At 43.0% G+C, this 22,345-nt stretch carries 18 protein-coding genes, 1 pseudogene, 1 riboswitch and 1 other annotated feature; of the genes and pseudogenes, 12 read left to right on the top strand and 7 right to left on the bottom strand.

The window, feature by feature from the left end:
• Positions 1 to 146 precede the first annotated feature (146 nt).
• Both A5878_RS10150 and A5878_RS10145 read left to right on the top strand, forming a co-directional pair.
• Positions 147 to 887, top strand: a complete 741-nt coding sequence (locus tag A5878_RS10150; RefSeq protein ID WP_081116415.1) for an MBL fold metallo-hydrolase — start codon at positions 147 to 149, stop codon at positions 885 to 887.
• A gap of 18 nt (positions 888 to 905) precedes the next feature.
• On the top strand, positions 906 to 1,910 hold the full coding sequence (locus A5878_RS10145) for a lipoate--protein ligase (RefSeq protein WP_015509943.1): 1,005 nt from the start codon (positions 906 to 908) through the stop codon (positions 1,908 to 1,910).
• 45 nt (positions 1,911 to 1,955) lie between these two features.
• On the opposite strand, the gene proS is transcribed toward A5878_RS10145, so the two are convergent.
• Complete coding sequence (gene proS, locus A5878_RS10140) at positions 1,956 to 3,389, bottom strand: proline--tRNA ligase (protein ID WP_081116416.1); 1,434 nt, start codon at positions 3,387 to 3,389, stop codon at positions 1,956 to 1,958.
• A gap of 41 nt (positions 3,390 to 3,430) precedes the next feature.
• Positions 3,431 to 3,635, bottom strand: a binding site (T-box leader).
• 96 nt (positions 3,636 to 3,731) lie between these two features.
• Positions 3,732 to 5,444, bottom strand: a complete 1,713-nt coding sequence (locus tag A5878_RS10130) for an SNG1 family protein (protein ID WP_256925786.1) — start codon at positions 5,442 to 5,444, stop codon at positions 3,732 to 3,734.
• A gap of 306 nt (positions 5,445 to 5,750) precedes the next feature.
• Between A5878_RS10130 and A5878_RS10125 the strand changes: the two genes are divergently transcribed.
• The 3 genes and pseudogenes from A5878_RS10125 to A5878_RS17625 form a co-directional block, all read left to right on the top strand.
• Entirely contained in the window at positions 5,751 to 6,269 is a 519-nt protein-coding gene (locus tag A5878_RS10125; protein ID WP_010749528.1) for a S24/S26 family peptidase, read from the top strand.
• 92 nt (positions 6,270 to 6,361) lie between these two features.
• Positions 6,362 to 6,931, top strand: coding sequence for a helix-turn-helix domain-containing protein (locus A5878_RS17630; RefSeq protein WP_194195772.1), 570 nt, complete (start codon positions 6,362 to 6,364; stop codon positions 6,929 to 6,931).
• Between the two features lie 113 nt (positions 6,932 to 7,044).
• Positions 7,045 to 7,947 (top strand): annotated as a pseudogene (locus A5878_RS17625) (IS3 family transposase); the annotation flags it as partial.
• A gap of 213 nt (positions 7,948 to 8,160) precedes the next feature.
• On the opposite strand, the gene A5878_RS10110 reads toward A5878_RS17625, so the two are convergent.
• From A5878_RS10110 to A5878_RS10095, 4 genes are read right to left on the bottom strand one after another with little or no spacing between them, the layout of a single operon-like run.
• Positions 8,161 to 8,841 (bottom strand): energy-coupling factor transporter transmembrane component T, encoded by a 681-nt coding sequence (locus A5878_RS10110; RefSeq protein WP_081116613.1) that lies wholly within the window; start codon positions 8,839 to 8,841, stop codon positions 8,161 to 8,163.
• Entirely contained in the window at positions 8,768 to 10,180 is a 1,413-nt protein-coding gene (locus A5878_RS10105; RefSeq protein WP_081116614.1) for an ABC transporter ATP-binding protein, read from the bottom strand. The genes A5878_RS10110 and A5878_RS10105 overlap by 74 nt, the downstream gene beginning before the upstream one ends.
• Positions 10,177 to 10,779 carry an ECF transporter S component gene (locus A5878_RS10100; RefSeq protein ID WP_081116615.1) on the bottom strand — a complete coding sequence of 201 codons (603 nt, stop codon included), beginning with the start codon at positions 10,777 to 10,779 and terminating at the stop codon, positions 10,177 to 10,179. The genes A5878_RS10105 and A5878_RS10100 overlap by 4 nt, the downstream gene beginning before the upstream one ends.
• Positions 10,772 to 11,395, bottom strand: coding sequence for a YkoF family thiamine/hydroxymethylpyrimidine-binding protein (locus A5878_RS10095; RefSeq protein ID WP_081116616.1), 624 nt, complete (start codon positions 11,393 to 11,395; stop codon positions 10,772 to 10,774). The genes A5878_RS10100 and A5878_RS10095 overlap by 8 nt, the downstream gene beginning before the upstream one ends.
• Before the next feature lie 93 nt (positions 11,396 to 11,488).
• Positions 11,489 to 11,588, bottom strand: a riboswitch (TPP riboswitch).
• A gap of 321 nt (positions 11,589 to 11,909) precedes the next feature.
• Between A5878_RS10095 and A5878_RS10090 the strand changes: the two genes are divergently transcribed.
• Complete coding sequence (locus A5878_RS10090) at positions 11,910 to 13,448, top strand: zinc ABC transporter substrate-binding protein AdcA (protein WP_081116617.1); 1,539 nt, start codon at positions 11,910 to 11,912, stop codon at positions 13,446 to 13,448.
• Positions 13,449 to 13,515: 67 nt separating this feature from the next.
• Entirely contained in the window at positions 13,516 to 14,526 is a 1,011-nt protein-coding gene (locus tag A5878_RS10085; RefSeq protein WP_034869351.1) for a plasmid pRiA4b ORF-3 family protein, read from the top strand.
• A 90-nt stretch (positions 14,527 to 14,616) separates the two neighbouring features.
• On the opposite strand, the gene A5878_RS10080 is transcribed toward A5878_RS10085, so the two are convergent.
• The gene (locus tag A5878_RS10080; RefSeq protein WP_081116618.1) at positions 14,617 to 15,732 is read right to left on the bottom strand and encodes an FAD-binding oxidoreductase; all 1,116 of its coding nucleotides are present in this window, start codon (positions 15,730 to 15,732) and stop codon (positions 14,617 to 14,619) included.
• Positions 15,733 to 15,850: 118 nt separating this feature from the next.
• Between A5878_RS10080 and recQ the strand changes: the two genes are divergently transcribed.
• The 5 genes from recQ (at position 15,851) to A5878_RS10055 (ending at position 22,159) form a co-directional block, all read left to right on the top strand.
• On the top strand, positions 15,851 to 17,617 hold the full coding sequence (recQ, locus tag A5878_RS10075) for a DNA helicase RecQ (RefSeq protein ID WP_010749536.1): 1,767 nt from the start codon (positions 15,851 to 15,853) through the stop codon (positions 17,615 to 17,617).
• A gap of 57 nt (positions 17,618 to 17,674) precedes the next feature.
• Positions 17,675 to 18,094, top strand: coding sequence for a GNAT family N-acetyltransferase (locus A5878_RS10070; protein WP_081116619.1), 420 nt, complete (start codon positions 17,675 to 17,677; stop codon positions 18,092 to 18,094).
• A 57-nt stretch (positions 18,095 to 18,151) separates the two neighbouring features.
• Positions 18,152 to 18,892 (top strand): MurR/RpiR family transcriptional regulator, encoded by a 741-nt coding sequence (locus A5878_RS10065; protein ID WP_005229889.1) that lies wholly within the window; start codon positions 18,152 to 18,154, stop codon positions 18,890 to 18,892.
• A 540-nt stretch (positions 18,893 to 19,432) separates the two neighbouring features.
• On the top strand, positions 19,433 to 19,798 hold the full coding sequence (locus tag A5878_RS10060; protein WP_179190641.1) for a hypothetical protein: 366 nt from the start codon (positions 19,433 to 19,435) through the stop codon (positions 19,796 to 19,798).
• 45 nt (positions 19,799 to 19,843) lie between these two features.
• Positions 19,844 to 22,159 carry a WxL domain-containing protein gene (locus A5878_RS10055; RefSeq protein ID WP_086295519.1) on the top strand — a complete coding sequence of 772 codons (2,316 nt, stop codon included), beginning with the start codon at positions 19,844 to 19,846 and terminating at the stop codon, positions 22,157 to 22,159.
• The last annotated feature ends 186 nt before the right edge of the window (positions 22,160 to 22,345 follow it).

Here is a 22,345-nt window from a genome sequence, read left to right as displayed (position 1 = left end):
TAGGGTTCTACCAATAGACGTCGTTTTTTTCTCGTTTTCTCGCTCTTTTTTTGTAAAAAAATGGTCGGATTTTAGTCAAATCAGCTGAGATGTGATAGCATAAAAGAAGTAGAAAATCAGCTTGAGCCAAAGAGGAGGAAATACAAGTGAAAATAACTGTCTTAGGTTGTTTAGGTGCCTATCCGTATAATGGTGAAGGGACTACTGGCTATTTAGTTGAGTCAGAAGGCTTTCATTTGCTGCTTGATGCGGGAAGCACCACCTTGGTCCAACTAGAAAAAATCCTTGATCCTTTAGACTTAGATGCAGTAATTTTGACGCATTACCATCACGATCATATTGCGGATCTAGGGGTATTGCAATACTATTGGCAATTATATCCCGGAAACGAAGAACGCCAGGTTTTGCCGATCTACGGCCATGGGGAGGATACGGTTCATTTTGAAAGCCTGACGATGCCTGGAGTGACTCAAGGAATTGATTACCTCCAAACGGAGTCATTGGAATTGGGCCCGTTTACCATTACCTTTATGAAAACGATCCATCCAGTCACTTGCTATGCCATGCGATTTGTTGAGAAAAGCACAGGCAAGGTTTTTGTTTTTACTGGAGACTCTGGCTATTTAGAATCTTTTGTTCCGTTTGCACAAGGAGCTGACCTGTTTTTGGCAGATACCTATCTTTTTGCAGGCAATGAGCGGCACAAGGCTCATTTTACGTCAAAAGAAGCAGGCGAGATCGCCCATGCGGCGCAGGTAAAAAAACTAATGTTGACGCATTTGCCGCAACACGGTGACTTAGAACAGTTACGAGAAGAGGCTGCACTAGCTGCCAATGGGATCCCCGTTGAATTGGCGGCTGTTCAAAAAATAGTAGAAATCATCTAATTAGGAGGAACGAATAGTATGCTTTTTGTACCGAACGAACTGAATGACCCACGCATCAATTTAGCCATCGAGATTTTTCTTCTTCAAGAAATGAAAGTGGATGAACCCATCTTACTTTTTTACATTAATGAACCATCGATTATCATTGGACGCAATCAAAATACGATCGAAGAGATCAATAAGGAATATGTGGATGAACATGGGATCCATGTCGTTCGTCGTTTTAGCGGCGGCGGTGCAGTCTATCATGATTTCGGAAACTTGAATTTCAGCTTTATTATGCCTGACGATGGGAATTCTTTCAGAGATTTTGAAAAACTGACCAAACCAATCGTCCAAGCTTTACATGAGATGGGGGTTGAAGGGGCGCAACTAAAAGGCCGCAACGACCTTGTGATCAATGACATGAAATTTTCTGGGAATGCGATGTACGCAACAAATGGTCGGATGTTTGCTCACGGCACGATCATGTTTGACAGTGACATCAATGAAGTAGTCAACGCCTTGAAAGTCCGTAAAGACAAAATCGAATCAAAAGGCATCAAATCGATCCGTTCAAGAGTGACCAACATCAAACCATTCTTGCCAAAAGAGAAGCAAGACATGACGACTGAAGAGTTCCGTCAAGAAATCTTATTGAAGATTTTTGGTGTCGATTCCGTGGAAGACGTCAAAACCTATGAACTAACAGAAGAGGATTGGGTCAAGATCAATGAGATTTCCGATAAGTATTATCGTAACTGGGATTGGAATTACGGCAAATCACCAGCCTTTGATATCGAACGCCGTCATCGATTCCCGATCGGCTCCATCGAAGTTCGTTTAAATGTGGCGGAAGGAAAAATCACGGATGCCAAAATCTTTGGCGACTTTTTCGGCCTAGGGGACATTGCAGATGTAGAACAAGCCCTGATCGGTACTCGTTATGCCAAAGAAGATTTGGCACAAGTCATTGCCAACATTGATGTCAAAAAATATTTTGGCAATATCACGCCTGAAGATTTTCTTTCATTGATTTATTAATCAAAAAACGAAGCAGCCTTTTCAATCTGGCTGCTTCGTTTTTTATTAGTATGCGCGGGCGATCCAAACGGTGTGTTTGGCAGGTTTGCCGCTGACGATATCGACCGTTTTTTCCATTGGCGCTTCAAACGGAATGTTCCGAGTAGTAAAGCCAGTTTCTTCTTTGATTTTGGCTTCGGTTTCTTCCGAGCCGTCCCAACCGATCAAAACAAAACCAGTCACTTTGTCTTCTTGTTTGCACGTTTCGATATGGGCTTTTAGTTCATCCAATGTATCGATGTTGGTGTACTCATTATCTTTGTTACGTTCCTTCGCAGCTGCCAATAACCGTGGGGTCATTGCTTGTAATTCTTGGTCAACAAACGCTTCTAATTTCTCAAGCGCCACCGTTTGCTTGTCAGGTAGGTCACGGACTTTGACCATGACTTTGCCAGCTTCTAAATCTCTTGGGCCACATTCGATTCGCAAGCAAGCGCCTTTTAGTTCCCATTCATTGAATTTATAGCCAGGTGAGTTATCAGAATCATCCAAACGAACACGAATGCCCTTGGCTTTAAAGTTGGCATACAGTTCTTCTAATTTTTCTAAGATGGCTGGATTCTTTTTCCAAGGACCGACTGGTAATAACACAACTTGGGTTGGTGCAATGGTTGGTGGGAAAACTAAACCATTTTCATCGCCATGGGTCATGATCAAGGCACCTAACAAGCGGGTAGAGACACCCCAAGAGGTTGTGTGGGCATGGGTATGCTTGTTTTCTTTCGTTAAATACGTAATATCAAATGCTTCAGCAAATTTTGTCCCCATGTAGTGGCTGGTTCCTGCTTGGACTGCTTTGCCGTCTTTCATCATCGCTTCGATCGAATAAGTATCTACTGCCCCTGCAAAGCGCTCAGATAGGGTTTTTTGTCCGCGATAAACAGGGATCGCTAGGAATTCTTCGCAAAGGCGGGCATATTCATCTAAGACTTTCATGGTGCGTTGACGAGCATCTTCTTCATTTTCATGAGCGGTATGGCCTTCTTGCCATAAAAACTCTGAGGTACGCAAGAAAGGCAATGTTTTCTTTTCCCAACGAAAGACGTTTGCCCATTGATTGATTTCATAAGGCAGGTCACGGTAGGAGTTGATCCAATCAGAAAAGGCAGAGCCGATCATGGTTTCTGAGGTTGGACGCAATGCCAAAGGTTCTTCCAGTTTTTCGTTGCCGACTTCTGTGACCCAAGGTAATTCAGGGGCAAAGCCTTCGATATGATCCGCTTCCTTCATAAAGAAATTTTGCGGAATCAGCATTGGGAAGTATGCATTGCGAATGCCTTCTTTTTTCAAGAAACGATTGAACTCCTCTTGAATATGCTCCCAAAGTTCGAAGCCGTCAGGACGGAAAATAATGGAACCTTTCACTGGGGAGTAAGCCATCAATTCGGCTTTTTGGATCGTTTGGATATACCATTCTGTAAAATCATTTTTTTGTGTCATTGTTTTTCCTCCTTAAAAAAATAAAAAAGCATCTCGTCCTAAAAAAGGACGAAATGCTTGGATTTCGCGGTACCACCTTTGTTGATTATCGATCGGGATAATCCAACTCGTAAAGGATAAGGCCTTTCCACCGACCGTTTTGCGGTCATTGCCATTGGGTAGGTTCATTTTATCAGCGGGTGTCGATTTTTCAGCTGCCATCGACTCTCTAAGACCATCATAAAACTACTATTCCAATGCTTGTTGCTGTTCTTTATCATGCTAAAGCGAAAAAGCGAAAAAAGCAAGAGTTTTTTCGCTTTTTCTTAAAATAGACCGTTTAACGTATCGGAGAAAAGGCAGTCAGTCAAAAGACAGCAGATCCGCCTTAGCGGTAAGTGTCAAACGCAAAAAATGAAAACCATCTGAATCCTCGATACGCATATTTCCTTGATAGACAAGACAAATTTGTTCCAGCATTTGCACATCGGTATGGATCGCCTGTCGTTTTGCTTCATCAGTCTGTAGTTTTTCTGCCTCATCCTCTGTTAAAAGCGGCATTTGACAGTCGATATGCAGCTGTTCTTTTGTGTCAGTCACTTTCAACGAAAGCCTGCGATTTTGAGGATCTGTGACCGAACAGGTGTAGCGGATGGCGTACTCTAAGCAATGGGCGATCAAGGACAGACGATCATTTTCTTCCAATCGTTCCAGTGGTTCCGTGAGGTCATCGCAGGTAAGCGTGATCCTTTTTTGAGCGGCGGTGTGTTGATAATCAGCAAGCAGCATCGTCGTGATCGATTCTTTTTCAACCGCAGGGATCGTTAGCTGCTGCTTGATTTCTTCTTCAATCTCGCAAAGACCTTCATACGCAGCCGCTAGTTGTTCATCTTCTAACATGTCCTTAACGGTATGGGTTCTCTTTTTGATGGTTTGTAAAACTTGCTGCCATTGTGCCGTTTGATCTGGACCGATCGCTTGCTGATTTTCATACAATCGCACTTTGATGTCTGCCGTGTCGATCTGCTTATTTTTGCCTTCACTGGCAAAAAAGAGCTCGAGGAACCCATAACAAGTAAAAATAAGTATCAGTAAGAAAAAGATGATCGAGCGCCAATTGATGTCAGATTGCGGGAGGACTAAAATATCCTGGATATACAAGAACCCATGACCGATTGCCGCGACAACGATCCAAGGTGCACAAAGGACATAAAATTGATTCTTTTTTAACGCCTCATAAATCGCCGCAAACGAAGTCACAAAGGTGCTGGTGATGTTTAATAAAAACAGATAGTTCATGACGACTGGCAAACTTTGTTTTTGAAAAAGTGCCAGAAACATGGCAAAGATCCCGAAGGAGTAGTGAACAAACAACCATTTCTGATAATACTTACGTACGAAGTGCATGTTTGTGTAGTAAAACCCAATCAAAAACATGGGCGTAATAATGGAAAGAAAATTTAACATAAATGAATTCACGATGGGAGAAAAAAGCAGTCCGCCCAGCAGATCCCCGAAGCCGGCTTCTAAACCTGCACTTAAAGCAAAGGCGCTGAATAAGATGGAGGATACTTTCAGCTTTCTTTGGTTGATAAAAGAAACGAAGAGATAAAATAAGTTAAGAATACAAATAAATCCGGTAAATAGGAGGATATAGATATTCAAAATTGAAAGACTAAAAACATAACCGATCAATGCATTGGCAGGGCCGAAAAAGACCTCGGCTGGAAAGCCAGAATAAGTGTCGAAAGGACTAGTCACGTAGATCTTCAACGTCTTTCCAACGTAATCCTCTGGCAATGTGATAAAAGATAAGGTTTTGCCAGGATGGTTGAAGGTCAATGAATGTTCGGCAGCTTCATTGGTATAAATTTCTTGATCATCCAGATAGACGGTCATGTGTTGATGATCGCCAATCAGTAGCATCGTTGGATATTTGTATTCATTGGTCATTTTTCGCTTCATGACAAATCGATCATTCGCTTTTACGCTAGGTAAATATTTCACATAACGGCTAATAAAAGTAGAATCAGGATTGTCTTCCGCATAAAAAATCCAATCTTCCTTCTTCTCCACGGTATGGTTATCAGAAGTAGGAGATAGGAAGAGTATAAGAAAAAAACCGATGCTTCCTAGCAAAAATAGAACGAGTAGGATAAAGGGAATCCAACGTTTAAAAAAGAACTTGTTATTTAAAAAAGCATACTTTTTCTCCTATGTTTTTTAATCGCCTTTAGCATAATATAAATAGTAAAATAATGTCAAATAATAATCAGAAAAAATGCGCATAAAAATTCAATGATTCGTTTTTAAATATTTGAAAAAAATTTAATTATGTTATAGAATCGAAAAAGAAACTGAGGCTTAGAAGGAGAAAAGAAAATGAAACTTTTGCCAAAACAAAGTATCATGCTCTCGCTTTTTGTACTGCTGTTTATGCTGATTTCTGTTTTAGCGGTCGTGATTCCTCATGCGTTTGGTTTCACAATGGCCATCGTTAACAGCGATGCAATGGAACCTACCTATTCCGAAGGGACATTGCTTTTTGTTAAAAAGGCTTCAGAAGACAATTTGGTCGTTGGCAATGAAGTGACCTATTATGTCGATCACGGCAGGCAGATGCGCACACGGCGAATCGTTGCAGTGGGAGAAAACCAATCGGTGCTTTATGCGATCGGTGATAACCAAAGCCAGATGGAACCAAAAGAAATCCAAAAAAGCCAATTGATTGGGCAACCAATTTTTTATATCCCTAAAGTAGGGGCTTGGCTCAATCAAACGACGATCCAGCTTTTTAAAAACATGTATTTCCTTTTCGCAATGTATATTTTAGTGACCACCTTGTTTGTAACGCTCTATCAAATCAAATCTGGATCCATAAAAAAATCAATCATCTCTTAGACATAAGGAGGAAAAAGCCAAAGAAACACTGTGATATGCTCCCCCTATATAGGACACTGAAATATAAAGTGGCTTATATAGGGGGAGTTTGTATGTCTAGAGGAAAAATGAAATTAAGTTCAGAAGAACGGCTAGCTTTTGTAGAAAGAGCTTTAAAAAATGAAGCTAGCATAAACAGCCTGGCCAAAGAAGCACAAGTAAGTTTCAGTACGATAGAAAGGTGGATCACTCTTTATGAGAATGAAGGACCCACAGGTTTACTCCCTACAAAAAGGAATCAATCATACTCAACAGAGTTGAAACTGAATGCGGTCCATGATTATTTAGCTGGAACACATGGTAGCTTAAGAGCTGTCGCCAAGAAATACGGGCTTCGTAACAAAAAACAATTAGAAGACTGGTTAAAGATATATAATACTCATAGAAACTTCAAATCAGAAAGTGGTGGAAGTAGAATGAGTAAATCCAGAAAAACAACATTGAATGAACGAATTAAAATTGTGCATGACTGTATTATCAACGGTCGAGACTATGGGAAAACCGCAATTCAGTACCAAGTCTCTTACCAACAAGTTCGGAACTGGGTGTTGAAATACGACGAGATGGGAGAAAAAGGCTTAGAAGACCGTCGAGGGCAACGAGCGGGAAGTAAACCTGCCTGAACACCCGAAGAAGAAATGCGCGATAAACTGGCTCAACAAGAACGACGGATCAAGTTGCTTGAAATGGAAAATGACCTGTTAAAAAAAGTCAGCGAGTTAGAAAGGAGGCGGGATTTGAATTAGTTCGTCATACGTTTGAATACCAATCGATCAAAGAGCTGCACGAGACAAAAAGCTATCCAATTAACACCATGTGTACCCTGCTCCATGTCACAAGATCGGCCTATTATCGTTGGGTAAAAAATCCCAAACTGCCTGAAGTGGTATTGAATGAACAGTTGGCTGACCTTGTTCGTTATATTTATGAAGCAGACAACGATAAAGGATATCGCAGAATCTGTGAAGATCTCGTGAATGATTATGGCTTTCAAGTGAATGACAAGCGTATTCTTCGAATCTGTCGCAAACTTCAAATCCAATCAACCATCAAGCATTCAGGCAATAGTATCACTAAGGCATCCAAGACTCCGTATCATATTGCGAAAAATTATTTGAATCGAAAGTTCTATGCGGATCAACCGAATCAAAAATGGCTAACAGATGTGAGTGAATTCAAGTATTATGAAGGGGCCGAAGTGAAGAAAATCTATTTGAGCGCTATTCTCGATCTCGCCGATCGTCGCATTGTTTCATTTGTCATCAGCGACAAAAATGACAATAAATTAGTCTTTGATACCTTCGATCAAGCAGTCGCCGCCGAACCAACCGCTCATCCGCTATTTCATAGCGATCGCGGATTTCAATATACAAGTAAAGTTTTTTGCACAAAGCTAAAGAAAGCGAAAATGAAGCAGAGTATGTCTCGTGTCGCCCGTTGTACCGATAATGGTCCAATGGAAGGCTTCTGGGGAATGCTTAAGCGAGAAAAATATTATCGGCGAAAGTTTATCAGTAGAGAAAGTCTCGTTGAAATGATCGAGAAATACATGAACTATTACAACAATGGTCGCTATCAACGATGTTTGAAGAGCAAAACACCGATCCAAGTTCATCAAGAATTATTAATGGCAGCTTAATCACTCCCCCTCTTGGACAAGCGAATAGAATAAATCCGCTTAACCAAGAAGGAGGCTAGTCGAGCAAAGTTGAGGTTAAACAAAGTAAAAAACATAAAAACTGCCTACCGAATTTCGGTAGACAGTCGTCAAAATAATTTTATTCTATTTAATTGTCCACTTGACGGGGAGCCCAGCAACTGCCGTTTCTTTGGCTTTTTTTCTTTTTCCCCTTCATAAGATCAGGGTTCCAGCGAGGCCGATTATCAGACAAAAAGATAGAAAGAGCATATCGGCGAAAGTGATGCGAAATGACTTGGCGTAGGTTCGCTTTGCCTCGCTGTCAAATCCTCTTGAAAGCATCGCAGTCGCCAAGAGCTCAGACCAACGAATCGATTTGACCAGTAAAGGGATCAGCATCTTGAATGAAAATGGATTGACAGGGATTCCTCTAGAACGCATGCTATTACGGATATTCTGATACTCGGCTGGAATGATGGGCGCAATTTGAAACGCAGCGAGCAGACCATAGGCAAAAACGGCGGGGAGTCGCAGCTGTTGCTGAAGCGAATAAATCAGCTCATTGATCGTGGTCGATACACTGAAAGAACTGCCCAACATACCAAAGCAATAGATACGGCTCGCCATGTCAAGTCCATAGCGCATAGCTGCTGCTGAGGAGGAGCCACCTTGGTTGTCCTGGTAGTAAAGGAGTCCGGTGAAAAAGACCCCCACAGCTGCCAAGGTCAATGCAGAAACAAGCAAAAGGCTTTTTTTCAAAGAGCGTTCGTTTACAGAAACAGCAAAGAACAGGACACAGAGTAGCAGATTCAATCTGAAATTATTTTGAAAAGAAACCAGTAAGGCGAGTCCTAAAATGGCGAATAACTTGACTGTCGGGTTGAGGGTGCGCATCTATGTCCTCCTTTTCATAATGATTAAAATCAATGATTTGTGAACAAAATGCTTCCAATAATAAGACATCGTGACTGACGATCAACACTAAGGTGCCACTTGCGGCTTTTTCGGCTAACAGCTGCATGACCTGCCAAGCTTGCTTGACATCTTGGCCATAGGTCGGTTCATCCACCAACAGTAATTTGACTGGTCGCTGCAATAAAGCTGCTACTGCCAAGCGTCTTTGCTGGCCTTGGCTGAGTAGAAAAGGGGACTGAGTGCTCTTGTTTTGCAGTCGCAATTTTTCCAGCAATTTGTCACTCTCGGTCGCTGCACGTCCTTGGCTAAGCTCCTGTGCCACTGTAGCAGCCAAAAACTGATCCTGCGGATTTTGCATGATCCAGCTGATGGACCGAAAAGGGGAGGGATGCTTCTTGATCGGATCCCCGCACAGGCGAATGGTTCCTGAGTACGCCTGCTGCTGCAAGATCGCTTTTAAAAAAGAAGATTTACCGCTGCCGCTACGTCCGGTAAGCCCAATCATTGCCCCACTATCAAAGGTAAGATTCGGAAAAACAATCGCTTGGTTACGGATCGGCAGGCGAAAATCTTGAAAAGATAGCCGCTCTTTTGCAGAAAGTTTCTTATTCTCAACAGGCGGTAGTGACCTGCGCAGCTCCTGATCGAGTGTGCGCATCTTTTCTTGATCGACGGATCTGAACCCTTCTTCAATCAGCAGCCACTCAGCTACCCAGTCAGCAGTTTCTTTGATTTGATGGTCGATCAGTAAGATGCCAATGGCATGTTGCTTTTGGAGCTGTCGCAGTTTTCGAATGACTTTTTGACTTGTGTCGGCGTCCAAATTGGCAAATGGTTCATCCAAAAGCAAGTAGCGACTCTTTAAAATCAGACAACAAGCCAATGCTACTAACTGTTTTTCACCGCCAGACAGAGTCGTAAAGGGCTGATCGGCAAGATGGCTGATCTCGCAAAACGTCAAGGCTTCCGCTACTTTTATTGGCATGTCGGCTTGGGGAGTACATTGATTTTCAAGACAAAACAGTAGTTCTTCTCGAGGAGTAGCCATACAAAATTGCATATCAGGATTTTGAAACAGTAAGCTGATCGACGTGCTTCTTTCTCGAATGGAAAGCTGGTTTAGCGTTCGGTCATCGATCGTATAGGTTCCTTCCTCAAACCCTTTCTCGTTAAGCCCCGCTAAGAGGTGGAAAAGAGTGCTTTTTCCTGTTCCTGAAGCACCATAGATTCCTTTTGTTTCTCCGGGGGCTAAAGACAGTGTCAGATCAAGCCGTTTTTGATCCACGAAAAAGCAGCCGTTTTTCACGAGCAGACTCATGCCGCTTCTCGTTTGGCGCTAATGGTTTGGTCTTCAGCAATCGGGTAACTGTTGAGAACGCCCATGCGTGTCAGATGGTCACAGACGATCTTCACCAAAAAGGCGGAAAAGAATAAAGAAGAAAGCAAGCGAATAATAAAAATCACCACCAACAACTGCCATTGCAAGTCAACGAAATTTGACCGAATGATCCCCCAAAGAAAACTCGTGATCGTGGCGCCAATGGCACCAGTGAGCAAAGGGAACCAGCCATAGCGACGGTAGCCACCCAATGCAAAGCCAGCTTCTGTTCCAATCCCTTGTACAAACCCACTGATAAAAATAATCGGTCCATAAAAATTCCCCATAAACACTTCTAAAAGTGCGGCGATCATCTCAGTGATCGTCGCTGCGCCCGGTTTGCGCAGCACATAGCCAGCAAAAGCCGCTGCCATGAACCAAACCCCGAAAATAAACTCATTTGCTAAAACAGACAAACCAAAGGGGGTTAAAAGCGTACCTAACAACAGCCCAAAATGAACAGCGCCCAAATAGATCACGCCAAAAATCAACGAAGCGATCCCCACCATAATGACATCTTTTAAGACCCATTTAGTCATGCGACACCGCCTTCTTTTTGGAAGGACTGTTGACTGAGACCGTTGCTTCTAACACATAATGGGGAAGATGGTCATGGGCATACGCTAATGCCGCTTCAAAATACCCAAAGAGTTGGTTGGCCGTTCCCGTCAGCATCGTGACATAATGGGCGGAGCGAGGCGCCAGACCATAGGTTTCTGCCAGTTGGACGATGGTGGCGATTTCTTCCATATAATTGTTTTCCCCAAATACATAAAACGAATATTTGCAATCCACGTCAAACGTACCATTTACAAGATTGCTTGCTTTATTGGGTTGTGCCTGTTCTCCATTCAAAAACGCGTCACCTGCAGAATCGCCAGGACAGCCCTTGGAAAAAGTAAACTCACCCACGAGGTGTGTCTTGGATTCGTAAGCGTTGATAAATAGCCCAGCTGCCGCATCGACAACACTTGGGGCTTCCCCTCGGAAAAGGGTGCTGAACAGATCGGTTTGCTGCCAAACAGCTGTTGTATCCGTCCGCTCAATGCTCGTTACGATTTGTTGCGCAAAGTGGTCTTTCATGGGGTACAAACTTACTCGGCACCCAGTGATATCGATCCCGCCTGCGGTACAGGCGATTGGTTCATTTGTCATTTTCTCTTCTCCTCTCGATGGTTTTTCTGTCTACAAAAAAAGCGTTCCTCCTTTTTCTATCCACACGTAGACAGAAAAAATGGGAACGCGAAAAATCATGCGCTGCCACTTCCCTACGTTGGTACTAACCAAATCAGGTTCTAAGGGACCAGACTTACGTCTATCTCAGCATAAAGCGCCCCTAGTGGATAATCTTCTATTCAATTACCCCTCGAGTGTAGCACAGGACCCAGCAAAGGACAATAAAAAGAGATGTTCGACGATTGAAAGAAATCAGCAGAGCAAGTCTTTCAAGGAAATTTCTTCGCTGATATCTGTGGTGGTACATATGAAGGTTTTTACATATAAAAAAACAAGTGAAAAAGCGGTTGACAGGTTGCAAATAGTTGTGTAAAGTATAAAACCGATGGTAAAACGTAAACGTTACGTTTTGTTTTTATAAATCGTAATTGATTTATCAGTATTTTACCAAGGGAAAGAAAAAGAGGAAAAATAAAAGGAGTGTAGTTAGAAAATGAAGAAGTTTTTTAAAATAACGATGTTATCAGCAGTAGCCCTCGCTTTGGCTGCCTGTGGTCAAGGGGGATCTGACGCTACGGAGCAGTCAGGAAACGACTCTTCTGAGAATGAACAAATTCAGGTCATGGCCACGTTTTATCCGATGTATGATTTTACACGCCAAGTCGTAGGGGAGGAAGGGCAGGTCGAATTATTGATGCCCGCAGGCACTGATTCCCACGACTACGAACCTTCTGCAAAGGACATGGCAAAGATCCAAGATGCGGATGTCTTTGTCTACAACAATGAAAACATGGAAATGTGGGTTCCTTCGATTGAAGCTACGTTAAATGATGGAGATGTGACCGTGGTCAAAGCCACAGAAGGAATGGTCTTACTTCCGGGAGACGAGGATCATGATCATGACCACGATCATGGCGATGATGGTCATTCCCATGAATTGGATCCCCATGTTTGGTTAGCACCAAGCTTAGCCATGAAACAAGTAGAAGCGATCCGTGACCAACTAAGTGAGGCGTATCCTGCGAAAGCGACAGCCTTTGCTGAAAATGCTGCGAATTATTTAGCAAAATTACAAGAGCTTCATGCATCTTATGAAGAAGCGTTTAGCAATCCAGCGCAAAATCACTTCGTGACCCAGCACGCAGCTTTTGGTTACTTGGCGTTGGAATACGGGTTGACCCAAGTACCGATCTCTGGTCTTTCACCAAGCGAGGAACCTTCCGCTTCACGAATCGCAGAATTAAAAGAGTTCGTTCAAGAAACAGGCATTCAAACGATTTACTTTGAAGAAAATGCCAAAGACAGCATTGCCCGGACGTTAGCATCAGAAGCAGGAGTCGAATTGGCTGTTTTGAACCCATTAGAAGGCTTGACCCAAGAACAAATGGATAATGGGGAAGACTATATTTCGATTATGGAACAAAACCGTGATGCCTTGAGAAAAACGACCGATGTAGCAAATGACAAAGAAATAGCGGAAGCCGAAAAAGAAAAAACGGTTTATAACGGCTATTTCGAGGATGCAGATGTACAAGATCGTCCATTATCTGATTGGGCAGGAGAATGGCAATCCGTGTATCCATTTTTACAAGACGGAACATTAGACCAAGTGTTTGATTATAAAGCAAAAATGGACAAGAAAATGACGGCTGACGAATACAAAGAGTATTATACGACCGGTTATCAAACAGATGTTGCTCAGATTAAGATCACAGACAATACAATGACGTTTATCTTCGATGATGGCACAGAGAAAGAAGCCAATTATGTGTATACTGGCAAAGAGATTTTGAACTATTCCGCTGGTAATCGTGGCGTACGTTTCTTGTTTGAAAGCACTGACGAAGATGCGGCATTCAAATACATTCAATTCAGCGACCATATGATCGCACCAAGTGCGTCCCATCATTTCCATATCTACTTCGGCAATGATAGTCATGAAGCCTTATTAGAAGAAATGGATCATTGGCCTACCTATTACCCAACTGGGATGAGTGGATTAGAAATTGCACAGGAAATGCTTTCCCATTAAAAAAAAAGATTGACAATCCTCGCTCTTTTCGTCAAAGTAAACTTGATAGGAAGGAGCGAGAATTTTTTTGGAAAAAACATTGAAGAAATTAGCGAAAGTGATTGACCGCATGATGGATCACGTTGATTTGTATGGCGGACCAAGTGTGGTTAGTGACGACGATCTTGAACACTACTTAGATCCTGTTTTTTACTTGATCTTTTGCGCGGAAACAGATGGTGGCATGACTAAATTAAAAGACAAAGTCTTTGTCGAATCGGTGTATACCGAAATGCTGCCTCAAGAAGTACCGTACAGTTTAAATTTTCTTCCGTTTGCCAAAACAGCCATTGAAGACTTTTATTACTGCATGTATAAAGAAAAGCATATCACCAAATCACAATACCAAGAAATCGCCTTTGTATTGGCTGAAAAACAACCTATCTTTTTCGCACGGATGTCCAAACCCCAGTTTTGGTCAGCTGAAAAGAAAGAAGCGATGTTAGCGATGATTCAAGACACCGATCCTGAAGAACATGAACTATTGCCTGTTGATGACCCGCGTATTGCTGCAATCTCGCCAAAAATCGTCCCATTTCCAACGAAACATACGGCCTTTGATGAAACGGCGAATACACCAGTCGCCTATCAGATCCGTATTGATTTAGAAGGATACCGTCCGCCAATTTGGCGTCGTTTGATCATTCCTGCAGGGCTGACCTATGAGCAGCTGCATATGTTGATTCAGATTGCCTTTGAGTGGATGAATCAACATTTGTACTTGTTTATTGCCGGTTCGAAATCGATCGGCTTAGGCAATTCCGTACCAACGGATGCTTCCGGTATTGACCAAGATTTTCAGTATTGCAAGTCCATGACCTACATTTATGATATGGGGGCAGATTGGACGCATAAGATCAAAATTGAAAAAGTGTTGACCGCAGAAGATCACCCAGATCCCGTCGTTCCAGTTTGTATCAAAGCTGTTGGCGATGTTCCGATCGAAGATGCCTTTGATGATGATTTCCGAGAACCACTGGATCGTGAGATCATCAATGAAGTGTTACTCGATTATTGGGAAACAGGAGAATATGTTTAGCGATCAGCTAGAAGACTGTACCGTAATGTTGCAAGACTAACAGTGACAACCACCAGACCTTAGCGGCTCTGGTGGTTTTTTAATCTTCTGTCAAAGATGCTTCTTGATATATTCTGTCATCGGTTTTGTGTAGCTCGAGAAGTTTTTGGGTTGAGATCGTCCATCATTGATCCGATTGGCTAGGAGATAACCGATATAAGGCCCGGTCGTTAACCCAGAAGAACCAAGTCCACTGGCGGCGAACAAATTCGTTTCATCAGGTACTTCCCCAAAGAACGGCGCAAAATCAGAAGTATAGGCACGTGTGCCAACGCGCATGGTCACAGGCGTGGCAAAGAGTGCTTCGGGATCTTCAAGAAAAGCACCGATTCCTGTCATCAATTGCTGCTGGGCTGCTTCCGTTGGTGTTAAATCCCAACCCGCATCGTTTTCATGGGTGGCTCCTAATAAAATTTGCCCATCAGAGAAGGGAATCAAGTCACCCTCGCCCTCTAGCATGGCGACCGGCCAACTGTTTGTCGGCAGGCTGGTGGCAAAAGAGAGCAACTGGCCTTTTTGCGGACGGATATCAACCTGATACCCTAAAGGTGATAACAAGTCTAGCAATCCCGGTCCAGCTGTCAGGCAAAGAATCTCGGTTTCAAGAAAGTGATTCTTGGTTTTGATTTGCCAATGGTTGTCGTTTCTGACGATCTCAGCTTTTTCTTCAATAAAAGTCACTTGCTGCTGCTGAGCAGTTGCTTTTAAGTGGGCAAGATAAGCTTGGCCATCTAAGCGACCACCGCCTGAGATCCGTAAAGAGGGCATTTCTTTAAGTAATGGCAATACCTCTTTGGTTTGTGGGCCCGTCAGTAAGTCGATTTCACCGATTTCTGGTGCCGCTTTACGTCGATTTTCAGCTAATTCTGCCAGTTCTTGAAGCGCCTTTTCTGGTCGCACCACCAAAGTGCCACAGGGGGCATAGATGGATTCATCCAAAGCAAAATCCCGCACCAATTGTGGAAAAAACGCGGCACCGTCTTGTGCAAGCTGGTACCATTTTTTATTGCGGCGTTTGGAGAGCCAAGGGGAGATGATGCCAGCGCTAGCAGACGTTGCTTGCCCGATAAGGGAATCAATGACAGTCACGTCAAATTTGGTTTTATCAAGATAATTGGCGAGGGTCAAACCGATGATCCCACCGCCGATAATCACAACTTTTTTCATAGTAGAAGACTCCTTTGGTTGATTTCAATGAAAAGCGAATAAAAAGCGAAAGTTCTCTTAATGCCGTTTTCTTTGCGTACTTAATTGCGTATAATAAGGAAATGGAAAAGAGGGTATTATGCAAACTATTCAAACAGTCTTAAAAGAACATTTTGGCTATTCACAGTTTCGTGAAGGTCAAGAGACGATTATTCAATCTATTTTAACACAACAAAATGTTTTGGGAATCATGCCTACTGGTGGCGGGAAATCGATTTGTTATCAGTTGCCAGCGCTCTTGCTGGATGGGGTCACCTTGGTCATTTCCCCTCTGATTTCTTTAATGAAAGATCAAGTAGACAGCCTCGTTGATATGGGGATCCCCGCTGCTTACATCAATTCTTCCTTGACAGGAGCACAGATCAATCAACGCTTGCAAGAAGCTCGCCAAGGACGAATAAAGCTGCTGTACGTTTCTCCAGAACGTCTGGACTCAGAAGCTTTTCGCTATTCGCTGCGGCAGATGCCGATCGCTTTGTTAGCCGTTGATGAGGCCCACTGTATTTCCCAATGGGGGCACGATTTTCGCCCGAGCTATCTGCGGCTCGCCGAAACGATCGACAATTGGGAACAAAAGCCAACGATCGTAGCCCTTACCGCAACAGCTACGCCCAAAGTTGCCGAAGATATCGAAAATTTACTTTCGATTCCAGCTGAAAATCAAGTCAAGACCGGCTTTGCGCGGGAAAATTTGGCTTTTCAAGTCGTCAAGGATCAAAAAGATACCTACATAACGACGTATTTGAAAATGAACCAAGGACAATCAGGTATTATTTACGCCAGCACCCGCAAAGAAGTGGAACGAATCTATCACCTGTTGAAGCATGAACACGTGTCAGTCGGGTATTACCATGGCGGGCTTTCAGAAGAAGAGCGCTCCTTTTTCCAAGAAGAATTTCTCTATGACCGCCTACAAGTGATGGTAGCCACCAATGCATTCGGAATGGGAATCAACAAAAGCAACGTCCGCTTCGTGATCCATGCCCAGATACCAGGTAATTTGGAGTCTTATTATCAAGAAGCAGGACGTGCTGGACGAGATGGGGAACCTAGTGATGCGATCTTGCTTTATGCGCCGCAAGACATGCAGATCCAGCAATTCTTTATCGATCAATCCGAATCAGACATTCTTTATCGCCAAAACGAATACTTGAAGTTGCGGGAGATGAGCCAATACGGACATACCCAACTGTGTTTGCAGCGCTATATTTTGCGTTATTTCGGAGAAGATGGTCCCGATTGCGGTCGTTGCAGCAATTGTCTTGATGAAAGAGAACAAGTGGATATCACAGTGGATACACAAAAAGTGTTGTCATGTGTGAAACGAATGGGCGAACGCTTTGGGAAAGCCTTGGTGGGGAAAGTGCTAACTGGCTCAGGCGATCAAAAAGTCAAACAGTGGGGCTTTGAAAAGTTACCAACTTATGGATTAATGAAAGATTGGTCCCAAAAGGAAGTCAATCAGCTGATCGATTATTTAACAGCATCAGGGTATCTTTTGCCGTCTGAAGGGCAATACCCGTTGTTAAGTGTGACCAATGCGGGGATTGATGTGTTGCTTGGAAAAGCAAAAGTTTATAGAAAACAAACCAAAGTCAAACAGTTAGTGGTGGATGATGAGCTATTCGATCAACTGCGCACCTTACGATTGAATCTTGCACAAGAACAAAATTTGCCGCCGTATGTGGTTTTTTCTGATAAAACACTGCGAGAGCTGGCAGAAGTCCAGCCAAAAACACCGATCGAGTTTTTACAGATCAAAGGAGTTGGCCAAAATAAGTTGGATAAGTATGGCGACGCCTTTTTAGCATTGCTTTCTGAATACGAAAAGACGGAAAGTGACTAAAACAGATCATTTTTCTAAGATAAGACAAAAAAGACAGCATGAAGGGAGGAAACATCAGTGATTACGATTCGACCGGCAGTAGCTGCAGATCAAGCATTTTGGTTTTCTTTGGATACTCACTTACCAACGGAAGTCTTCGCCAAAAAGATAATGGAAAAAACTGCTTATGTTGTAGTTGCAGACGACCAGCCAGTAGGGTTGCTACGCTACAATTTTTTCTGGGACACGATTCCTTTTTGTACCATGTTAGTGATTGCAGAAGCGCATCAAGGCAAGGGACTCGGGAAACGGTTGGTTACTTATTGGGAACAACAGCAAAAAGCAGCTGGCCACGCTCTTTGCTTGACTTCCACACAAGTCGACGAGCAGGCACAGCATTTCTATCGCAAACTCGGTTACCAAGATGCCGGTGGGTTACTTTTGACAAGTCCTGGATTTGAACAGCCGATGGAATTGTTCCTTGTCAAACAGTTGTGATGTTTCTGCCGGCTTATGGTACATTGATAGGAGAACAAAATAATAGGAGCGTTTAACATGTCTTTTTTTGGAAAAATCGATTTCAATGAGTTATCAGAGACCGATCGTGCAATCTATCATTACATGTCCAGCCAAAGTGATAAAATTCCTTACATGCGTGTCCGGGAGATCGCGCTTGAATCCCACACTTCAGCTTCTTCGGTCATGCGCTTTATCCGTAAATTAGGGTACGAAAGCTTTACGGAGTTTCGTACCCAGTTTAAAGTCCCTGAATTAGATGCCGTTAGTTTTTATAGCAGCATGAATGTCCTGAATGCTGAACATTTTCCGCGAGATATTGAAGGAAAGATTCGTCGGATCGCAGAAAGAATGTTGGAATGCGACAACATCATTTTTTATGGCATCGGTGCCTCTGGTTCCATGTGTGAATACGCTGCCCGCCGTTTTGCTACGATTGGGTTTAATAGCTATGCATTAGTGGATAATACGTACCCCATTTTTGCTAAGTTGAAGCATACTTCGGATAATATGATCGTCGTCTTGTCCATCACGGGAATGACTACCGAGATCATTGAAGTCGTCAATGGGTTTCGTAACAATCCAGACTTCACCACGGTAGCGATCACCAGTGATGCCAATAGCACTCTGGGACGAATGTCCGATTATGTCTTGGACTATTCAGTTGATGTAAAACGCATCAACAAGTATGAAGATTTGACGACGCAAATTCCTTGTCTTTTCTTAGTGGAAGCGTTGTCGGAGACGGTTCGTCAGTTTTCTTTATCCGCAGGGGAATGAGAAACGTTTCTCCTTTAATAAATGAAAAAACAAACTGGTTCAATGGATCAAGATGCTTTTCTCTTGATGACTTTTGGACCAGTTTTTTTGCATTTTAACAAGCTAATTACGGTTCAGTCTTGTTTAAATAAAATGAGAGGGACGCCTGACATGAAGCATCGATTCAAGGTGTCGAGGATTACAAGAACAACGTAATCTAAGATCATTGAGCTTTTTGTTGTATAAAAGGGTGATGGCAAGTTTCTAAAGTAATTGCAACAATAACATAAGAATGAAACGTATGTTTTTTTAAACTCCATGCAGGATATTCATCGATCGAGGAATATCGTGAATTTTATTCTAAGTAGAACATCGATATAATTAGTATGACATGTTTGAAAACCATCGTTTTTGAGATATCAAATACGACTACGATCAAAATAGAATGAATCCCATTTAAACAGTACTATTTAGGCTTTTGTAAAGAGATTGGCCATAATAAAATAACACGTCTCAAAAACGATGGTTTTCGAAATGAACAACTCACAAGGAGGAGGGAGAATGGATATTAACGGTGCGTCAATTAGAGGAAGGGCTTTGAAAGTATGTTTGGTCTTATTGTTCGCTTTCGGGTATACAAGAACGAGTTTTGGCGATGAGAGACGTTCAACGGAAACGGAAGGGACAGTGATGTTTACCGGGATTTATGAGCCTGTGGATCAACCAGAACCATCTCCGCCAACCGGTCCTGTTCCGCGTCCACCGCAAGACACGGGTAAACCCGGCGGGCAGCTGCCCCAGACAAACTTCATTCAACGGTTGGATTGGATGATTCTTGGAAGTCTCTTGCTGATCACCGCACTTAACATATACGTAGTAAAACAACTTATCAAAAAAGGGAAATCAACATTCCCTAAGTGGGGCTAGATCCCATGGGAAAAATAAGAGAAATGACATTTAGGAGTGAATGCGATGAACTCATTTTTTCGCAAAAAAAATAAGTGGTTGCTGGTTCTACTTGCCTTACTCCCACTGATTACAACATTAACAATCATGAATGCCGAGACGATTTTTTCGTGGACACCAGAGGAAGAACACGAGGAGAAGGCCGACGATGAAGTGAGTGGAAAAATCTCCTTTGCGGAGGAATTGATCCAAGGCGAGGTCGAGCACATAATAGATTTTATTTTCTACTCAGAAGTTGCCCTCGAAACGGTGGACATCGCGTTGCCTCAGGAAGTAAGCATTGATCAGGAAGCTTTGAACGATGAACTAACGGTGGTAGCAACAGACCACGAAGGTGTGTGGCAGCTGAACAGCGAGACCCCACAAACGACTTTTGTCTTACCGATTCTTGTGGATACGATCGGAGAATATGAGATCATCGTTGCCGAGACTGCTACGCAGCGCCTGCTGATCTTAGATCATACGGATGCCGAAGACACTGATTCGACGGAAGAAGAGAATGACTCTGCGGAAGCAGATCAGGCTGCGGATGCGGAAGCGAGAGAGCCAGAAGTAGATGATAGAAGTGGACAGATGGTCGAAGTGACAATTAACAAAAGCAATTTTAGAGAACACTTTGATGTCCAAGGCACTGCTACTTACAATGATGAAACAGGGCTATTAGTACTAACAGAAGATATATCTGGGTCAGTCGGTTATGTTACCTTAAAAGACAGAATTAGTCTGGATCAGCCATTTACGCTTAAAGGTAAAGCCAATATTGGGTCTAAACCACTTGGTGCTGACGGTATGGCATTTGGCTTTCACAATTCTGAGACCAATAGAATAGGTTATGAGGGCAATGCGTTTGGAATCGGAGGTTTGAGGGATGCTTTTGCTTTTAAACTAGACAATAACTATAATGCTACTCGAGGTTTTTTTGACCAGAATAGGTTTATCGTTGAAAGAGACCCTATAGCTGTCAATGGAGCGCCCTTTGCTGGCTTTATCTATCATAGGACACCATTATTACTGGAAACATATATGGAAGGTGATGCTCCAGCAGCAACTACGGGTGCTAGAAATGGAGCAGATGACCCGATCCTAATTGAATATCAGCCAAATAATGAAGGTCGCTGGTTTAAAGTTACTTATAGAGATATGATTTGGGAACGTGACATCAGTGATTGGCAGCCATCAGATATTTCTGCAATGGCATTTATTATATCCGGTAGTACTGGTGCGAGAAGTGATCGCCATACCTTTTATTTTGAAGAGATGAATTATTACATTGGTACCGGAACCGTCCATGTGAATTATCGAGATCGAGAGACAGGGGAGGATATTCTACCAACTGAAACATTAGAACTACCATTACGTTTCCTTCATACCCTTGACCCCAAGAACCGAGAGAGCGATGAACCCTATCAGTTAGGGTATGACTATTACGGGGTTGAGTTTGACACAGAACACTTTGACCCAGGTACATTTGATATTATGCCGCAGCCTTTCCATCAGGAGGTGACTTTTTTATTTGATCGCGTGCCATCGAACATCAAGATCAATCACATAGATGAAGAAGGGGTAGCATTGAGGGAACCAACCTATCAAGGAGAATTCGTAAATGAATCGGTTGATATCCTGCCTGTGGAGATTCCTTATTATCAATATCTTTACGAGCGGGACGGTCAGCCGCTGGAAACAAGAGTCACCCGAGCTGAACAAGAATACTGGCTGGTTTATGGTTTAGAAAGTACTCCGCAACCAGTAGATCCTCTTGACCCGGATACGCAGGTAAACCCTGAGAATCCGCCTGAGATTGATGAAGAACAAGGGTTTGTCAGCTTGGATTTTGTTTCCCAATTCCAGTTTGGGACAGTTGGCATTCGGTCAGAAACGACGACCTACGATGCCCTGCCGCAGAAACTGCTTCAGCCGGCTGATCCAAATGATAATCTATGCCCTAATTATGTGCAGGTTTCAGATCGGAGGCGGGAAAATTCCGGTTGGACTCTCCGTGCAACCTTACGAGAGCCTTTTGAAAGTGATGAAGGGCATCAACTGACTGGTGCTAGAATTTTATTAGATAATATCGATGTAGTAACGAGTCGAGAAAACGTGTCTGATCCACCTACTCATAAAAAGCAAGCAGCACTGACTGTTGGAAATGCGGAGATAATCGCACAAGCAGGTGCCAATCAAGGCAGAGGCACTTGGGTCCAGCGCTTTGGCGATCGAGACACAATGGATCAAAGTGTCAAACTTGAGGTGCCAATTAGTGCGACTCCTCAAGCCACGAGATATTCAGCAACCATTCTTTGGGAACTATCATTTGTTCCTTAACAATAAACAAAAAGAAGCTGCAGCGAATTGCAGCTTCTTTTTTGCTCAAAGGACTAGAGGTACTATTAGCTATTGGTTTTTCTTGGATAAGTAAAAGATTATATTCTTCCTTGTCTTTTATCGCCCCTTAGCCACAAGATAATACACGTCATTTTTTCAGGGAGGGATTGATCAACCGTGATATTG

Source organism: Enterococcus sp. 3G6_DIV0642, from assembly GCF_002140635.1.
Lineage (GTDB): Bacteria > Bacillota > Bacilli > Lactobacillales > Enterococcaceae > Enterococcus_D > Enterococcus_D casseliflavus.
Note: the sequence above shows the minus strand (reverse complement) of the source record. Positions and strands in the feature narration are given on the sequence as shown.

Bases quoted from the DNA above. Each gene is read 5' to 3' on its own strand.
- A5878_RS10095 (WP_081116616.1), bottom strand. From the start codon at position 11,395: ATGACAAATGAACCAATCGCCTGTACCGCAGGCGGGATCGATATCACT.
- A5878_RS10080 (WP_081116618.1), bottom strand. From the start codon at position 15,732: ATGAAAAAAGTTGTGATTATCGGCGGTGGGATCATCGGTTTGACCCTC.
- A5878_RS10105 (WP_081116614.1), bottom strand. From the start codon at position 10,180: ATGAGTCTGCTCGTGAAAAACGGCTGCTTTTTCGTGGATCAAAAACGG.
- A5878_RS17630 (WP_194195772.1), top strand. From the start codon at position 6,362: ATGTCTAGAGGAAAAATGAAATTAAGTTCAGAAGAACGGCTAGCTTTT.
- A5878_RS10100 (WP_081116615.1), bottom strand. From the start codon at position 10,779: ATGACTAAATGGGTCTTAAAAGATGTCATTATGGTGGGGATCGCTTCG.
- recQ (WP_010749536.1), top strand. From the start codon at position 15,851: ATGCAAACTATTCAAACAGTCTTAAAAGAACATTTTGGCTATTCACAG.
- A5878_RS10060 (WP_179190641.1), top strand. From the start codon at position 19,433: ATGGATATTAACGGTGCGTCAATTAGAGGAAGGGCTTTGAAAGTATGT.
- A5878_RS10110 (WP_081116613.1), bottom strand. From the start codon at position 8,841: ATGCGCACCCTCAACCCGACAGTCAAGTTATTCGCCATTTTAGGACTC.
- A5878_RS10065 (WP_005229889.1), top strand. From the start codon at position 18,152: ATGTCTTTTTTTGGAAAAATCGATTTCAATGAGTTATCAGAGACCGAT.
- A5878_RS10125 (WP_010749528.1), top strand. From the start codon at position 5,751: ATGAAACTTTTGCCAAAACAAAGTATCATGCTCTCGCTTTTTGTACTG.
- A5878_RS10055 (WP_086295519.1), top strand. From the start codon at position 19,844: ATGAACTCATTTTTTCGCAAAAAAAATAAGTGGTTGCTGGTTCTACTT.
- proS (WP_081116416.1), bottom strand. From the start codon at position 3,389: ATGACACAAAAAAATGATTTTACAGAATGGTATATCCAAACGATCCAA.
- A5878_RS10145 (WP_015509943.1), top strand. From the start codon at position 906: ATGCTTTTTGTACCGAACGAACTGAATGACCCACGCATCAATTTAGCC.
- A5878_RS10090 (WP_081116617.1), top strand. From the start codon at position 11,910: ATGAAGAAGTTTTTTAAAATAACGATGTTATCAGCAGTAGCCCTCGCT.